This window comes from Vagococcus changpingensis (genome assembly GCF_058211775.1).
Genome location: NZ_JBYVZB010000004.1, coordinates 99,093 through 115,384 on the forward strand (window position 1 = coordinate 99,093; position 16,292 = coordinate 115,384).

Here is a 16,292-nt window from a genome sequence, read left to right on the forward strand (position 1 = left end):
TAAAAAAGTCCCTTTTAAAAAAGGGGCTTTTTATACTTAACCTTCATAATCTAAAATTGTTTGTAGATGACGACTGATTAGTCCATACGCTTGAATTTCTCCCCAAACTTCTTCGGTCATAACATATTTTCTTGATAACAATTTTGGGGCTTTAATATTTTCATCTAATTTTTTATAAAAGCGATCAAATTGTTTCATTTTGGGTTCAGCCCATTTTTTAAATTTAATGTCTTGCTTGTCAAGTTTTTTCCAACGTTCAGACAATAAATCAAGCTGACTTTCAAATGCTAAAAATTCTTTTTTACGAACTTTTTCTTTGCCTTCTTCATCCTCAGTATCACTTAATATGCTATCAACATCGTCCATAATCGTTTCATCATCATATCCTAAAATATCGTCATCATACTCATAGTCATACTCATCTTCATAGTCATACTCATCTTCATAGTCATAATCCTCTTCATAGTCATAATCCTCTTCATAGTCATACTCATCTTCATAGTCATACTCATCTTCATCATAACTATCCTCTTCATCTGTATAATGATAAGACTGGTTGAGAGTATCGTCCAAATCAATCTGTGATGATGCTTCCAAGTCACTTGATTCAACTGAACTATTTTCTTCTGTCACCATATCTACTGGGTCAAATACGGGAACGTCAGATGCCTTTGGAAGATCAATACTTGGTGTAACAGTTTCATTTTCCAACGAAATAGAAGAAAAATCAGAATTTTGCATATTCAATTTGGCATAATTTGATTGTTTTAGTTTAGCTAATTCTTTTTCTAAATCAAATACTCGACTAGCTGCCGTTCGATAATTAGACTCCAAACGAGTATAGTTATCTTGCCATTTAGCTTGCGTTAATTCTTGTGAATTCATTAACTGATTAACTAGTTCTTGTTGTTTTTCTAATCTTTGTGATAATCGCTTAATTTCTTCATTTTTAGAATAATTAAGATTTTCAAATTCTTTATCCTTTTGATCTAACTGATATTGATATTCTTGCACTGCTTGTTGATGTTCAAACGTTAGTTTCTTCATTTCTTGTTCTTTATGAGTCAACTCATCAGTTAATTGTTGAATAATCATTTGTCTTTCTTCAAGTAATCGATCTAGTTTATCTTGTTGATCTTGAAGACGTTCATTTTCTGAATGTAGCTGTTGTTCTCTTAGTTGCGATTCTTTTTGACTTAGATTATTTTCTTGTATAAGATTCGCTAATTCATCTTCCTTTTGTTTAAGTTTAAGAGTCGCTTCTCGTAATGATTCTTGTACTTGTTCTTCAAATTGTTGATTTTCAGTAATAACTAAGCGAAGTTCTTCATTTTCATATTGAGTTTGTTGGTATCTTTGCTTCCAAGACTCTACATCTTGTTCAAGTGATGAGTTTAGCTCGTTCACGTTATTTTTTAAATCTAATATTTCAGATTGCTTTATTTGTAGTTGTTGTCTGTAATCAATCTCGTTATCTTGATATGAGATTACTTTTTGTTTTAAGCTGTCATTTTCTTGACTCATTTGATTGATTTTTAATTCATACTCACGTTGTGCTGTTTTTAAATCCAATTCAAATGATTTAATGACTTGAGCATTTTCTGCAATTTTTTGTTCTAACTCATAAATTCTTTGTTGCTTTTCTAATAATCCATCATCTAAAAAATCTTGTGAATGATGATTTTTCGGTGTAGATGTTGATTGACTAATACTAGGTACTCTTGCTTGAGTGTTATCGTAATTATCATAGTCCATACTAGTAAAAGTACCATTAATTTGGGATGGTTGTTCTAAAATTCCTAATTGATCATATGCTTCTCTCATCGTCTCTTTGAAAATTCTTGGAGCGTTCGTTTTTATATTTCTAATTTGAGTATTAGAATATAATCTACTTGCATCAAACGTGACTAACAGTTCTATTCTTTCATGTGCAGTATAGTCTAAGAACACACGGTCAATAGGATATAATGAAAATATTTTTTCCCACTCAGCCATAAATAACGTTACTGCTTTTGTAATAATTGATTGTGATAATTTTTGTTTACGATTTGACCACTTTAATAATAATTGATTTTTCTTAGTCGTAATATTCTGAACAGGTAATAAGATAATACTTCGTTCAGTTGGTTTTTTCGTTTCATCTTGATATAATTGAACGTCTATAACAGACTCCTCTAACGGCATAATACTATGCTCCCTCCACTATTCATCTTACTCACTAACGTGTATCAGTATTAATTGGATACTCGTATTAATACTACCTTTTCTGTTGGTAATTGTAAAGTTGTTTTAGTATATTGAATCAATCAAAAATATATATTTTGTTTAATTTTTAATAAAAAAGACACTCCCATTAGTCAGGAGTGTCTTTTTTACTCGTAAACGTCCATTTGATAAAGTTGTTCAAATCGATTATTAGTCTCTAATAACTCCTTAGGGATACCTGACATATCAATGTTACCATCTTCAATAAAGACCACTTTATCAGCGTGATGGATGCCAACTAAGTGATGAGTAATCCAAATAACTGTTTTATTCTTTAATGCTACAAAGACAGTTTCTAACAACTGCTTTTCAGTTAATGGGTCTAATCCTATGGTTGGTTCATCAATAATAACAATAGGTACATCTTGTAATAAAATTCTTGCTAATGCAATACGCTGCTGTTCTCCACCAGAAAACCTTTTACCACCTTCTTCAACTAACGTATCCATTCCTTGGGGAAGACGTTCAACCACGCGTTTTAACCCTGCTGCTTCAATCGCTTCTAATACTTCCTCATCTGTCGCATCCAAATTACCTAGACGCACGTTATTTTTCAAACTTGTGTTAAATAAGTAAGGGTGTTGATTTAATACGCCAAAATAGTTTGCTTGTTGTCCTACTAATTCTTTTATATCTATGCCACCTACTAAAACTTTCCCAGTAGTTGGTACTAAATCACCCCGAATAATCTGAGTTAACGTTGTTTTTCCTGTTCCACTTTTTCCAAGTAACGCCACAACTTGTCCTTCTGGTATAGTCAGATTAAAATGGGATAATAACGCTCTTTTCCCTTGAGGATATTTAAAACTAACAGCTTCTAATTCAATTGTTGTATTAGTTAATGTCATCTCTTCTTTTACTTCATGCATTTCTTTCTTTTCAGGATTTGGTAACTTAGATAAACGTTGCACAGTGTCTTCATAGATTGGCAACTCTTTTACCGAATCACTTACTGGACTAAAAGCATCTAGCAATGGAAAAAAAGATAAAACAAAGGCTGCTATCCAATTTAAGGCTGCTTGATTACCTTGGCTAATAAAATAATTACCTGCCCATATAAATAAAACAACAGCTATGATACCAAAAATCAATTGCTTCATAATACCTTCTAAACGAGAGTAACGATTTAATTGGTAATCCTCTTTTCTAACGTTCGCTTCTGCTTCATTGTACTGTGTTAGAAATTCTTCATAACGTCCGCTATATTGCCAATCAGCAACACCTAATACTGCGTCTGTTAAATCATTATAGAGATCATGTTTTTTTGCTTTTTTACGATATACTCTAGCATTATTAACCAACACTGCTGCTAGTGGTAATACCACTAAAATCAATGCGAATAATAATAGCATTAACCCAGCAAATGGTAATGAGAAATAACCTAGTCCAATAATAATAAAAAGATACAAAATATACGACGTACAAATTGGGAAAATCGTTCTCAAATAGAGGTTTTGAATATGATTAATATCCTCTGATAATATACCCAATAAACTTCCTGACTGATAATTTTCTTTCGTGTTTGCCGCTTCAGTTTCAAGAGAACGATATAAACGAACACGTATATCAGAGGTCATTTTTAACACCCAATTGTGGCTCCCTAAACGCTCAATATATCGAAATGTTGGTCTTGCTATACCAAATGCACGTGTTAGCACAATTGGAACATAAACTAACAAAATATTTTCAGGTTTTGCAGCGGACTTACTGATTAAATAGCCTGAAGTAAACATTAACGCTGCTGCTGAAAAAAAGGTTAAAAAACCAAGAAATAAAACCAAAGCTAACAATTTTTTATATTTTTTAAAAAACGGTCTAACCCATTGATCTTTTTTAGTTAACAATAGATAATCCTGTTTCATTTCTATAACCCTCCTTTCAATTGATCCACAAAGTTTTGATAGGCACCATTTTTAGCTCGCAGTTCATGATAGGTTCCTTGTTCAACAATTTTTCCATCTTCCATTACTAAAATATAGTCCATCTCTCTCATCCAATGTAGACGATGTGTCGCAAAAAATACTAACTTATTTTCAAATAATGGCAATATCGTTTCTTTTAGTTCATACTCTGTTTCCACATCCAAATGGGCGGTAGGTTCATCAAATAATAAAATATTTCGCTCTTCATCTAATAAAGCTCTAGCAACAGCAATACGTTGATACTGCCCACCACTTAATAGGTGACCACCTTCACCAATCACTGTATCCCATCCTTCTGGTAATTCTTCTATGACATCAATTAGACCCGCTTGTTTCACTGCTTCAGCACATTCTTCAAAGCTAGCGTCAGGTCGGTAAAATGTAATATTTTCTTTTAATGAACCATGGAATATATAAGGGTCTTGCGGAATATAAAACAATTGATCTTGCCATGCTTTTTTGTGTAGATTTGTCATGGCAGACTGATTAATATGAATACTTGGCTCTGTCGCTTCTAAAAATCCGCCTAGTAGCTTAATCAACGTTGACTTACCAGATCCTGATAACCCAACAATTCCAATTTTCCCACTACCTTGCCAGTCAAAAGAAATATCCGTCAAGGTTGTTCCTTCTTGTGATTCATTATATTTTAACGACATATTTTTTAATGATAATTTATCTGATTCATTCCATGAACCTTTTAAGTCAATTGTTTCATCATTTGCTAATTCTTTTTGATCCAGTATTGAAAAAATAGATTTTAATGTATTTCCACCATCTAATGTCGCATGGTAGTCATTTGAAAAATCTCGTAATGGTAAAAAGAAATCTGGAGCTAATACTAATGTTGTTAAAGCAGGCCACAACTCAATTTGACCATTCATTAACTTAAAACCTAAAAATACAGCGACGATAGCAACTGATAATGTAGTAAAGAAATCCAACGCAAAGGTTGATAAGATGGCTATTTTCAACGTACTCATTGTTGCTTTTCGATAATCTTCGCTTATTTCATATACTTTTTTCTCATATTTTTTACTAAGCCCTAAAAAATAGAGTGTTTCAATTCCTCGCAGTGAGTCCAAAAAATGGTTGCTTAATAGTTGAAATCCCTCATATTGTCTATCTGCTTTTGCTCGTGCCGCATATCCTAAAATAATCATAAATAAGATGATAATTGGAAAGACAAGTAATAAAATGACACCAGAACGAATATCCTGCGTGAAAACAAACAATAAAATAAGCCAAGGAATCACCATCATATTCGTTAATTTCGGTAAAATTAACGTAATATAATTCTCCACTTGGTCAATGCCTTCAATCGTCATCGTGACCATATTTCCAGTTCCTTCTTTTTGAACAAAGTTAGGCCCTAAACGAAATATTTTCTGTAGCAATTGTTGTCGGACTTTTCTTGCTTCTTGATACGCATACTTATCAAGAGATTTATCTCGTACATACAACACTAACTGTCTACCAAAAAAACAAGAAAAAAACCAAATAAGCGACATCGTTTGCGATGCGACAGATTCTCCGTTCCATAACGCACTAATCCCTTTTGATAAAAAATAAGCCTGTCCGATAATTAATAAGGCTTGTAGGATTCCTAATCCTACAAGCCCAATTAAGACTGACCTAATTTTATCAATACGAAATAAATTCTTATCAATCAATTAGGTACAACTCCTTTTATCTATCAATTTTGACACGTTTTGTAAATTGTTTATATGCCCAAGCCACATAAAGTAACACAATTGGTAATAAGATAACTGTAACAATTGTCATTACTTTCAATGTATACGGTGTACTTGATGCATTTTCAATTAATAAACTAAATTGTGAGTCTTTGGCAATCATAACACGTGGGAATAATCCATTAAATAAGAATGCTACAATCCCAACGAAGACTAATCCAGTTGAAATAAATGATAATCCTTCTTTATCTTTATAAGTGCCATAAGCAGAAAGTGCGGCAAAAACAACAATTAAAACTAAAAGGACCAATGAAGATGTAAAACGTTCAGTAAAGAAATCTGTTTTCAAATAAGCTAAGATCGCAAAAACGACTAAACCAGCAAATAATACTGGGTATAATTTTTTTGCCATAGCCAATGAACGTTCACGGACATTTCCTTCTGTTTTAAGACGTAAGTAGTTTAAGCCATGTAAAAAGCTCACTAACGTCACGGCCACACCACCTACGATAGAAAATAAATTAATATAATCAGTAAAGGTGGCATTCATCACATTTTTAGTAGCATCTAGTGGAAGACCTATAACTAAGTCGACAAACATCATACCAAATAGAAATGGTACAATCACACTACCTAAAAATAATGCCCATTCCCAAGTATTACGCTCTTTTGCATTTTCAGAACTACTTCTAAATTTAAAAGATACACCACGAATAATTAAACCAACTAAAATAAATAGTAAAATTAAATAGAACCCACTAAATAAAGATGCATACCACTCTGGAAATGAAGCAAACATTGCACCTCCAGCAGTAATTAACCAAACCAGATTACTTTCCCAAACGGGCCCAATTGTTTCAATGACTTGATCACGTTCACGCTTGTTACGAGCAACTAGCTTAGTAGCCATTCCAACACCAAAGTCGAATCCTTCTAAGAAAAAGAATCCTGAAAATAGAACGCCGATTAAAATGAACCATAAAAATTGTAAATTACTCATTTACAGAACCCCCTTTGCAAATGGGTCAATACCATCTTTTTTCGCTTCAGATGGATTAACGTAGTAAGGTCCTTTTTTCACTGCACGTTTACAGAAAATAAACATCACATAACCTAATACACTGAATAATAAGAAGTAAACAATATTACTAATTAACAATGATGTTGCTGATACACCAGGAGACACACTATCTGCGATTGTAAATAGTCCATAAACAGTCCATGGTGAACGTCCTAATTCAGTCACTAACCAACCAAATGTATTAGAAATGAATGGGAAACTAATACCTGCTACAAATAGCCATAGCATCCATTTCAAACTTTGAATTTTATTTTTACGAAGGAGATATAATCCCACTATGGCCATCAATGCCATTAAAGAACCAAAACCAGCCATAAATCTGAATCCCCAGAAAAGAGTCTTAACTGGTAAATAGTAATCCATCTCTGAACCAAATTTGGCATCATATTCATCATGTAGTTCTTTATTGGCTTGATCCATCCCAATATATTTATCTTCCCCACCTAAAATAGTTAATAAATAAGGAACAGAAATTTCCCATTTTGTTTCTTTATCTTTCGTATCGATTGATGCAATAATGTTCCAAGGAGCTGGTGAAGAAGTATCTTCATAGATACCTTCCATTGCTGCAAATTTCATTGGTTGATCATTTGCAACAGCAATCATTTGTTGGTGTCCAGCAACAATGGTTAAAATTGAACCAACCAAACCAATAATTAAACCGATTTTCATTGATTTTTTGAAGAATTCCATGTCCTTATTTTTTAGCATTTTCCATGCTGATGAGCCAGCAATGACAAAACCACCTGTCACAATCGCTCCAAATAAGACGTGAGGGTATTCTACCCATAATTGATGATTTTTTAATAAACCAACAAAACTTGTTAATTCTGCACGATTTGTTGCTTCATTAATTGAATAGGCCACTGGATTTTGCATAAATGAGTTTGCCGCAAGAATCCATAACGCGGATAAAGCTGTTCCGATTGATACTAACCAAATAAATAATAAGTGCAGTTTCTCATTGAATTTGTCCCAACCAAACATCCATAGTCCAATAAACGTTGATTCCATAAAGAAAGCAAGTAATGCTTCAACTGCTAAAGGTGCTCCAAAAATATCCCCCATAAAACGAGAGTATTCAGACCAGTTCATTCCAAATTGAAACTCTTGGATAAGCCCTGTTACAACCCCTACAGCAAAACCTATTAAGAAAATATTTCCCCAAAATTTTGCCATATCTTTATAGATTTGTTCTTTTTTAACAACATACATTGTCTCCATTACCGCAACAGCGAATGCCATCCCGATAGACATTGGCACGAAAAAGAAATGGAAGACAGTTGTCATACCAAACTGGAATCGTGCCAAAAATTCGATATCCATAAATAATCCTCCTTATATATATCTATTTAACAAACCCATTATACCCGATAGGTCAAGTAGTTTCAAAACTTTTTCAACTCGTTATCAAGTAATAATAAATTTAAACAACGTTTTTTACACACATTATCTCATTGTGACAAATTCTTCTGCTCCTGTTGGATGTATGGCAACAGTTTGATCAAAATCAGCTTTAGTTGCACCCATTCTTACAGCAACTGCAAATCCCTGTAGCATCTCATCAACACCCAATCCAATACCGTGTAATCCAACAATTCTTTCTTCTTTTCCGACACACACAAGTTTCATCCAACATTTTTCGCGAACTTCAGTAATCGCAAACTGCATTGGTGTAAATCTAGACGTATATATTTTAACATCCTCACCATATTGTTCTCTAGCTTCTTTTTCTGTTAAACCAACTGTTCCAATCGCTGGATGTGAAAATACAACTGTTGGAACGGTATGATACTCTAAATATAAATTATCTTGATTATTAAATAAGCGTTCGGATAATCTTCGTCCTGCTGCAATTGCTACAGGTGTTAAATTAATTTTATCAATGACATCTCCAACAGCATAAATACCTTCTTGTGTGGTATTTTGATACTGGTCTACCTTTATTGCACCTTTATCCGTTAATTCAACATCTGTCACATCAAGGTTTAACCCATCCATATTTGGTACTCGACCGATTGCCCAGACAATTTCATCTACCTCGATTGATTTTCCGTTTTCAAAGGACAAAACATAACCAGAAGCTGTTTTTTCAACACTCTTTGGTACACTATTTGCATGTAAATTCATGCCACTTTTCTCATAACTTTCAGTTAATCCTTGAATTAATAAGTCATCGAATTCACGTAAAAATGTGTCACGTCTAAATGCCAAATGAGTCGTTGCACCTAAGCCATGTAATACGCCAGCGATTTCCACTGCGATATATCCAGCTCCAACTACTGCCACTCGTTTTGGTAGTTCTGTTAATTCAAAAAATCCATTTGAATCAATACCATATTCTGCTCCAGGAATATTCGGGCGAACAATTTTCCCACCTGTCGCAATTAAAATATGAGGAGCAGTAAATGTTTCTCCATTTACTTCGACCACCTTTTTTTCTTTAAATTTAGCGTAACCCTTAATATGAGTCACTCCATTACTTTCTAGCCCTTTTAAATACAAACCATTTAATCGTTTGATATACGTTTGGCGATTTTCTACCAAACGTGCCATATCAAATCCGTCAATTGTTATATCAAAACCATATTCATAGGCTTGATGATGCAGCATATCATTCATTTGAGATGCTGACCACATGACTTTTTTAGGAACACATCCAACATTGACACATGTCCCACCAAGCTCGTTTCCTTCTATTAATAGTACTTTAGCCCCATGCATCCCAGCTCTATTAGCAGAAGCTATTCCACCGCTACCTCCACCAATCACTATATAATCAAATGTTTTCATATACTTTCTCCCTTCTTACTTCTGTTTACGAATCATATCACCAGGTTTAACTGGTTGTGCGACTGGCATTTTGACAATCATCATAGCGTTTGGCGCTTTTTCAATTGACTCACCGTCTTCATTCCACATCTCTTTGATATCTTGTTCAAAGTGAGTAAATCCAGGTCCGTAAAATTCAATACGATCTTCGATTCTGAAATGATTTCGTTGTCGGATAGTAGCAATTTTAGTTTCGTCATCATATTCTAACACTTCACCAATGAACTTATACACTGGGATTTTCCGACGTTTTCCAAATAATTGTTCCTCATCTGTTGGAATATGATAATAAAAACCAGTTGCTAATTCTCGTTGTGCCACTTTCCACAGTTCATCAATCCACTCTTGTTTACACACATAATTTTCCGGATCAGCCATGTAGCTATCAACTGCTTTTTTATAGACATTAGATACCGTTGATACATAATGAATCGACTTCATGCGTCCTTCAATTTTTAGACTATCGACACCGTTTTTTACTAAATCAGGAATGTGTTCGATCATTGACATGTCCACCGCACTCATTGAAAACGGCTCACTCACTTCACCAGTGTCTGTTAATGAACGTCTTTCTTCACCAAATGGCATATCAAACAAATCATATTTCCAACGACATGATTGTGAACACCCACCACGGTTAGCATCTCTGTGACTCATATGATTTGATAAGGTACAACGACCTGAATAGGAAATACACATCGCACCATGAATAAAGGCTTCAATTTCAATATCCGTATTCTCACGAATTTTCGCTACCTCGTCCATTGAGACCTCACGACCTAACACCACTCGTTCTAGTCCTTCATTTTTCCAAAACTCTAATGTTTCAAAATTTGTCGCAGAAGATTGTGTCGACAAATGAACCGGTAAACCAGGTGCTTCGGTAATGCATACTTCAATTAATGCTGGGTCAGAGATGATTACCGCACTAATGCCAATATCTCGCAATTTTCTAAAAAACTCACCAGCTCCTTTGGCATCTCCTTCATGCGTCACCATGTTAGCTGCCACATAAACTTTTGCTCCTCGTTCTTTGGCAAACGCGACACCTTCTTCCATTTCTTCATAAGAAAAGTTCCCAGCACGACTTCTTAGGCCGTAAGCATTCCCACCAATATACACAGCATCTGCCCCGTAATGTATCGCAATTTTCAATTTTTCAAGCGTACCAGCTGGAGCCAGTACTTCTGGTCGTTTCAATGTATTTGTCATCTTTACTCTCTCCTATTTTATTTCCTCAGGATCTAAATAATAAAAGCCAGTATCCAAACTTCTTCCTTTTGGATGATGTTCCATAATCGTTTTTTGTAGCGATTTTGCCAAATCCTGTGCCCAAGTGTCTCCAATCAACGCTTTTTTAGCTGTAATAAAACTTGAAACAATACTCACAAAATCTTCCCCAGGAGTATACATACCATCTAATTTCCAATGTCTTAAACCAGCATCATATAATTCTTTTAATTCAAACATTAAGTCTACATCATTTGTGGCATAAATGTGTGTCCCATGCTTATCCTCGAAAATAGAATAATGCGTTTCTTCATCTTTAGGTTCAGATATAAACAACCCATCTTCTTTAGAAACATTGTCTTGTTGCTTCGTAAAATTAAAATAATTTGTAATCAATGGGCGTTTTGAGTGATGGATACACGTCGCACCATACACTAAAACTTCAGTAAAGACTTGCGTATCTTTGGCAATTTGTTGCAACTCCTCAAATGGAATTTCTCTAGCTAAAATTGCACCAGTTGCCCCACGTTTTGCCCAAAAGTTTACTTGCCTTGAACTAGTCACCATTGTTTCAGCATTATATACATAAGGTAGTTTATATCCATCTCGTTGTAAGACATAAATCACACCAGGATCGCCTACAATAATATCATCTACTCCAATTGATTCTAAAAAAACCAAATATTCAGGAATAAGCTCCATTTTATCTGGATGCATAATGGCACTTACTGCTACACGTGCTTTTTTTCCTTTGCTATGAGCTAATTGAACCAATTCAGTCATTTCTTCTCTTGTGAAATAATGCGGTAAACGTAACCCAAATTCTTCTTCTCCAAAACAAATTACATCAATATCCAATTCGACCAGTTGACGTGCCTGTTCTAATGAGTCCACTGTCGTACTTATCTCTATCATTCTAGACACTCCTATCCTTTATAAACACTTTTTATCCTAACATATTGCATAGATAAACCGCAATCTTTCACAAGGTAAAAGCGCTAGTTATTTAACTAACTAACGCTTGTTTGTTACACTTTTTCTACCTTTTTTACTTTTGTATTAATTTTCCCTTTTGATGCACCAAGAGTCACTATATCTCCTGTTTGAAGTTCACCTGACAAGAGTAATTCACTTAGTCTATCTTCGACTTCTTTTTGCAAAGCACGACGAATTGGACGAGCTCCGTATTCCGGATCAAACCCTTCACTACTGATAACATCAATAGCTGCTGAAGTTAATTTTAATGTAATATCTTGTTCTTTTAATCTCTCAACAACATCTTTAGACATGATTTTCACGATATCATGTAATTGTTGTTTATTTAATGAGTGGAATACGACCACTTCATCTACACGATTTAAAAATTCCGGTCTAAATGATTTTTTCAATTCTTCTAATATACGAGATTTCATCGCTTTATAATCTTTGGTTTCATCTGCTACACCAAATCCAACAGTCTTTTCATCTCGTAAAGAAGTAGCGCCGATATTTGATGTCATGATAATAATTGTATTTTTAAAATCTACTTTACGACCTTTGGCATCAGTTAAATGCCCATCATCTAGTACTTGCAACAACACATTAAACACATCAGGATGGGCTTTTTCTACCTCATCAAGTAATACAACAGAATATGGTTTTTGACGGATTCGCTCAGTCAATTGTCCTCCTTCATCATAACCAACATACCCTGGAGGGGAGCCGACTAAACGACTTGTACTATGTTTTTCCATAAATTCAGACATATCCACTCGAATCAAGGCATCTTCTGAACCAAACATCACTTCAGCAATTGTTTTAGCTAATTCTGTTTTTCCAACACCTGTTGGCCCTAAAAACATAAATGACCCAATTGGACGATTTGGACTCTTCAACCCACTTCTCGCACGTCGAATAGCACGTGAAACAGATTCTACAGCCTCTTCTTGGCCGATAACACGTTCATGCATAACCTTTTCTAAATCAAGTAATCGTTCACTCTCTTTTTTCTCTAACTGTGTTAAAGGAATACCAGTCCATTGAGAAATGACAGATTCAATATCTTCTTCGGTCAATTTTTGTGTATAACCAGCTGATTCTTTTTCTTGTTTTTCAACTAATTTTGCTAATTTTTTTAAGGCTTTCTTTTCTATCTCTCGAATTTCAACCACTTCGGCAAATTTTTGTGAGATAATCGCTTCTTCTTTTTCCTTATAGATATCAGCTAATACCCGTTGTTGTTTCACTATTGGAGATGGTTTTTCCGTTTGGTTCAAGCGTACTTTGGCAGCTGCCTCATCTATCAAATCAATAGCTTTATCAGGAAGCTGACGATCATTAATGTAACGAATAGATAATTTTACAGCTGCTTCAACAGCCTCTTGAGTTATGGTTACTTGATGATGTTCTTCATACTGAGATTTCAACCCTGTCAAAATATCAATGGTTTCTTCTTCAGTGGGTTCATCAACCATAATTTTAGCAAATCGGCGCTCTAACGCAGAATCTTTTTCAATATATTTTTGATATTCATCTAATGTTGTTGCCCCTATTGTTTGAAGTTCTCCACGTGCTAATGCAGGTTTTAAAATATTAGATGCATCAATCGCTCCTTCAGCACCACCAGCACCAATCAACGTATGTAATTCATCAATAAACAAAATAACTTCGCCATCATGGTAAATTTCATCCACCAATTTTTTCATGCGATCCTCAAATTCACCACGATACTTAGTCCCAGCAACTACTGCTCCCATATCAAGCATCATCACACGTTTATTTTGCATATCTTTTGGTACATTAGATTCGATAATCCGTTGCGCTAAACCTTCAGCAATAGCTGTTTTCCCAACACCAGGTTCTCCAACAAGTACCGGATTATTTTTAGTTCGACGACTTAAAATTTGTATCAATCGTTCAACTTCTATCTCGCGACCAACTAAAGGATCTAATCGTTTTTCTCTAGCACTCTGTGTCAAATCTCGTGCCAAAGAATCTAGTGTAGGAGTCCCTTCACCAACTGAATTCTTAATCGCTTTTCTATTTTTACCATTTTTATTATTGTCTGTAATACCAATTCTTCTCATTATATCTTTGCGTAACTTGGGAAGTTCCACTCCTAAATTTTTTAAAATTCTAGCAGATAATAATGTATCTTCTCTAACCAAAGCAAGTAAAATGTGTTCTGTTCCAATGCTTGGCGCCCCTAGTCGTTTAGCCTCTTCACCTGCGAAAGCTAACACATCCTTAGTTCGCGGAGAATAAGGAAGCAATTCGTTTTCTTTAGATTTATAACGTCCATATTGAACAATCTGTTCAACTTCCTCAAACAGATAAGTATCATCAATATCAAAATATCTCATTACTTTTCCACCAATACCTCTTGGTTCCTTCGCTAAAGCAAGTAACAAATCCTCTGTTCCAACTACATCATGTCTAAAATATTTAGCACTTTCTTGTGCAAGATTCAGAACTTCATTAGCCCTTTTAGTAAATAATTCACCCATACCTATCACTCCTATTCTTCATAAGTTAGTCGTTCTAATACATCAATCATCATGTTCGATCTCAATAATTTTTCTTCTTCCGAGCGACTAATACCAGTTAATTTAAACGCTGAATTAAGTAAATACTTTTCACGTACAGTTATTAGATTATTATCTTGCAGTTCATTTAAAATAGCAAATGCTTCACTGTCTGTCAAACCATTACTTATCATATCTGGAATTTCTTCACATATTCTGGTTTTATATTTTATCAATTTAACTTTTACAATACGAATATACCCACCACCACCACGTTTACTTTCTACCCGATAACCTTTTGGAACAGTAAACCTTGTGTTAATAACATAATTAATTTGTGATGGTACACAATTAAATTGATTAGCAATTTCAGCTCGTTTTATTTCAATAATATCCTCATTCTTCAATAGTTCTTTTAAATAATCTTCTATAATATCAGACATATTTTTATTTTGCATAAAAATCTCACCCTTCAAACGTAACATAAAACAATTGACTTATATTGACCTTTATTATACATAATATATCTAGATATTTATACTAATTAGCTTTGTATATACCAAAAGAGCTTTGAATGAAATCATTCAAAGCTCTTTTTACTAAATTATACCGGCGGCCGGGGTCGAACCGGCACGCCCTCAATGGGCACTGGATTTTGAGTCCAGCGCGTCTGCCAATTCCGCCACGCCGGCAAAACAAGAGGCGGTAACCGGATTTGAACCGATGATAAAGGTTTTGCAGACCTCTGCCTTACCACTTGGCTATACCGCCTTTAAAAAACTGGGCTAGCTGGATTCGAACCAACGAATGACGGAGTCAAAGTCCGTTGCCTTACCGCTTGGCTATAGCCCAATAATAAAAAGGCGACTGATGGGAATCGAACCCACGAATGCCGGAGCCACAATCCGGTGCGTTAACCACTTCGCCACAGTCGCCATATTATTAACAGGGGTAGTAGGAATCGAACCCACGCTGACGGTTTTGGAGACCGTAGTTCTACCGCTAAACTATACCCCTTTAAATATGGAGGGGGGCAGATTCGAACTGCCGAACCCGAAGGAGCGGATTTACAGTCCGCCGCGTTTAGCCACTTCGCTACCCCTCCAAATGGCGCAAGACAGAATCGAACTGCCGACACACGGAGCTTCAATCCGTTGCTCTACCAACTGAGCTACTGCGCCAATAACGGTTCCGACGGGAATCGAACCCGCGATCTCCTGCGTGACAGGCAGGCATGTTAACCCCTACACCACGGAACCTAATTATGGTTTCTATTATATTTTATGACCCGTACGGGAATCGAACCCGTGTTACCGCCGTGAAAGGGCGGTGTCTTAACCGCTTGACCAACGGGCCAGTATCATAATTTCTTTTAGTATACGGAGAGTAAGGGATTCGAACCCTTGAGACAGTTATTACCGCCTACATGATTTCCAATCATGCTCCTTCGGCCAACTCGGACAACTCTCCTGAGTTTTACCTTAATTAAAAGAACTCCGGCAGTAGGACTCGAACCTACGACATCATGATTAACAGTCATGCGCTACTACCAACTGAGCTATGCCGGATAATAATATAAGCACGGCAACGTCCTACTCTCACAAAGGGAAACCCTTCACTACCCTCGGCGCTAAGAAACTTAACTTCTGTGTTCGGCATGGTTACAGGTGTATCCTTCTTGCCATCGTCACCGCACTTATATGTTTTTTATTGAGTGATGATTCACTCAAAACTGGATGTTAAGTTAGTATCAATATAATGGTCC

At 35.3% G+C, this 16,292-nt stretch carries 10 protein-coding genes, 11 tRNA genes and 1 rRNA gene; all 22 read right to left on the reverse strand.

Going from position 1 to position 16,292, the window contains the following annotated elements:
* Nucleotides 1-36: 36 nt before the first annotated feature.
* The gene (locus AC37UB_RS08820; protein WP_490685621.1) at nucleotides 37-2,184 is read right to left on the reverse strand and encodes a coiled-coil domain-containing protein; all 2,148 of its coding nucleotides are present in this window, start codon (nucleotides 2,182-2,184) and stop codon (nucleotides 37-39) included.
* A gap of 188 nt (nucleotides 2,185-2,372) precedes the next feature.
* The gene (cydC, locus tag AC37UB_RS08825) at nucleotides 2,373-4,127 is read right to left on the reverse strand and encodes a thiol reductant ABC exporter subunit CydC (RefSeq protein ID WP_241699583.1); all 1,755 of its coding nucleotides are present in this window, start codon (nucleotides 4,125-4,127) and stop codon (nucleotides 2,373-2,375) included.
* Nucleotides 4,128-4,129: 2 nt separating this feature from the next.
* Nucleotides 4,130-5,860: a thiol reductant ABC exporter subunit CydD gene (gene cydD, locus AC37UB_RS08830; RefSeq protein ID WP_241699584.1), complete on the reverse strand. Its 1,731-nt coding sequence runs from the start codon at nucleotides 5,858-5,860 to the stop codon at nucleotides 4,130-4,132.
* 16 nt (nucleotides 5,861-5,876) lie between these two features.
* A complete protein-coding gene (cydB, locus tag AC37UB_RS08835; protein WP_199500922.1) occupies nucleotides 5,877-6,881 on the reverse strand; it encodes a cytochrome d ubiquinol oxidase subunit II in 1,005 nt (334 codons plus the stop codon).
* Entirely contained in the window at nucleotides 6,882-8,288 is a 1,407-nt protein-coding gene (locus AC37UB_RS08840; RefSeq protein ID WP_199500923.1) for a cytochrome ubiquinol oxidase subunit I, read from the reverse strand.
* A 123-nt stretch (nucleotides 8,289-8,411) separates the two neighbouring features.
* Nucleotides 8,412-9,755 (reverse strand): glutathione-disulfide reductase, encoded by a 1,344-nt coding sequence (gor, locus tag AC37UB_RS08845; protein ID WP_241699586.1) that lies wholly within the window; start codon nucleotides 9,753-9,755, stop codon nucleotides 8,412-8,414.
* Between the two features lie 15 nt (nucleotides 9,756-9,770).
* Entirely contained in the window at nucleotides 9,771-11,006 is a 1,236-nt protein-coding gene (locus AC37UB_RS08850) for a peptidase U32 family protein (RefSeq protein ID WP_241699587.1), read from the reverse strand.
* Nucleotides 11,007-11,018: 12 nt separating this feature from the next.
* Nucleotides 11,019-11,939, reverse strand: coding sequence for a peptidase U32 family protein (locus AC37UB_RS08855; protein WP_241699588.1), 921 nt, complete (start codon nucleotides 11,937-11,939; stop codon nucleotides 11,019-11,021).
* 113 nt (nucleotides 11,940-12,052) lie between these two features.
* Entirely contained in the window at nucleotides 12,053-14,509 is a 2,457-nt protein-coding gene (locus AC37UB_RS08860; RefSeq protein WP_241699589.1) for an ATP-dependent Clp protease ATP-binding subunit, read from the reverse strand.
* Between the two features lie 11 nt (nucleotides 14,510-14,520).
* Nucleotides 14,521-14,985, reverse strand: a complete 465-nt coding sequence (locus AC37UB_RS08865; protein ID WP_117973525.1) for a CtsR family transcriptional regulator — start codon at nucleotides 14,983-14,985, stop codon at nucleotides 14,521-14,523.
* A 149-nt stretch (nucleotides 14,986-15,134) separates the two neighbouring features.
* A tRNA-Leu gene (locus AC37UB_RS08870) sits at nucleotides 15,135-15,219 on the reverse strand.
* Between the two features lie 8 nt (nucleotides 15,220-15,227).
* A tRNA-Cys gene (locus tag AC37UB_RS08875) sits at nucleotides 15,228-15,298 on the reverse strand.
* 9 nt (nucleotides 15,299-15,307) lie between these two features.
* Nucleotides 15,308-15,379, reverse strand: a tRNA-Gln gene (locus AC37UB_RS08880).
* 10 nt (nucleotides 15,380-15,389) lie between these two features.
* Nucleotides 15,390-15,462 (reverse strand) — tRNA-His (locus AC37UB_RS08885).
* Nucleotides 15,463-15,473: 11 nt separating this feature from the next.
* Nucleotides 15,474-15,544, reverse strand: a tRNA-Trp gene (locus AC37UB_RS08890).
* Between the two features lie 7 nt (nucleotides 15,545-15,551).
* Nucleotides 15,552-15,632 (reverse strand) — tRNA-Tyr (locus AC37UB_RS08895).
* Between the two features lie 3 nt (nucleotides 15,633-15,635).
* Nucleotides 15,636-15,708 (reverse strand) — tRNA-Phe (locus AC37UB_RS08900).
* Between the two features lie 5 nt (nucleotides 15,709-15,713).
* Nucleotides 15,714-15,786 (reverse strand) — tRNA-Asp (locus AC37UB_RS08905).
* A gap of 25 nt (nucleotides 15,787-15,811) precedes the next feature.
* A tRNA-Glu gene (locus tag AC37UB_RS08910) sits at nucleotides 15,812-15,883 on the reverse strand.
* A gap of 24 nt (nucleotides 15,884-15,907) precedes the next feature.
* Nucleotides 15,908-15,997 (reverse strand) — tRNA-Ser (locus tag AC37UB_RS08915).
* A 24-nt stretch (nucleotides 15,998-16,021) separates the two neighbouring features.
* Nucleotides 16,022-16,095 (reverse strand) — tRNA-Asn (locus AC37UB_RS08920).
* Between the two features lie 11 nt (nucleotides 16,096-16,106).
* A 5S ribosomal RNA gene (rrf, locus tag AC37UB_RS08925) occupies nucleotides 16,107-16,222 on the reverse strand.
* Nucleotides 16,223-16,292 lie beyond the last annotated feature (70 nt).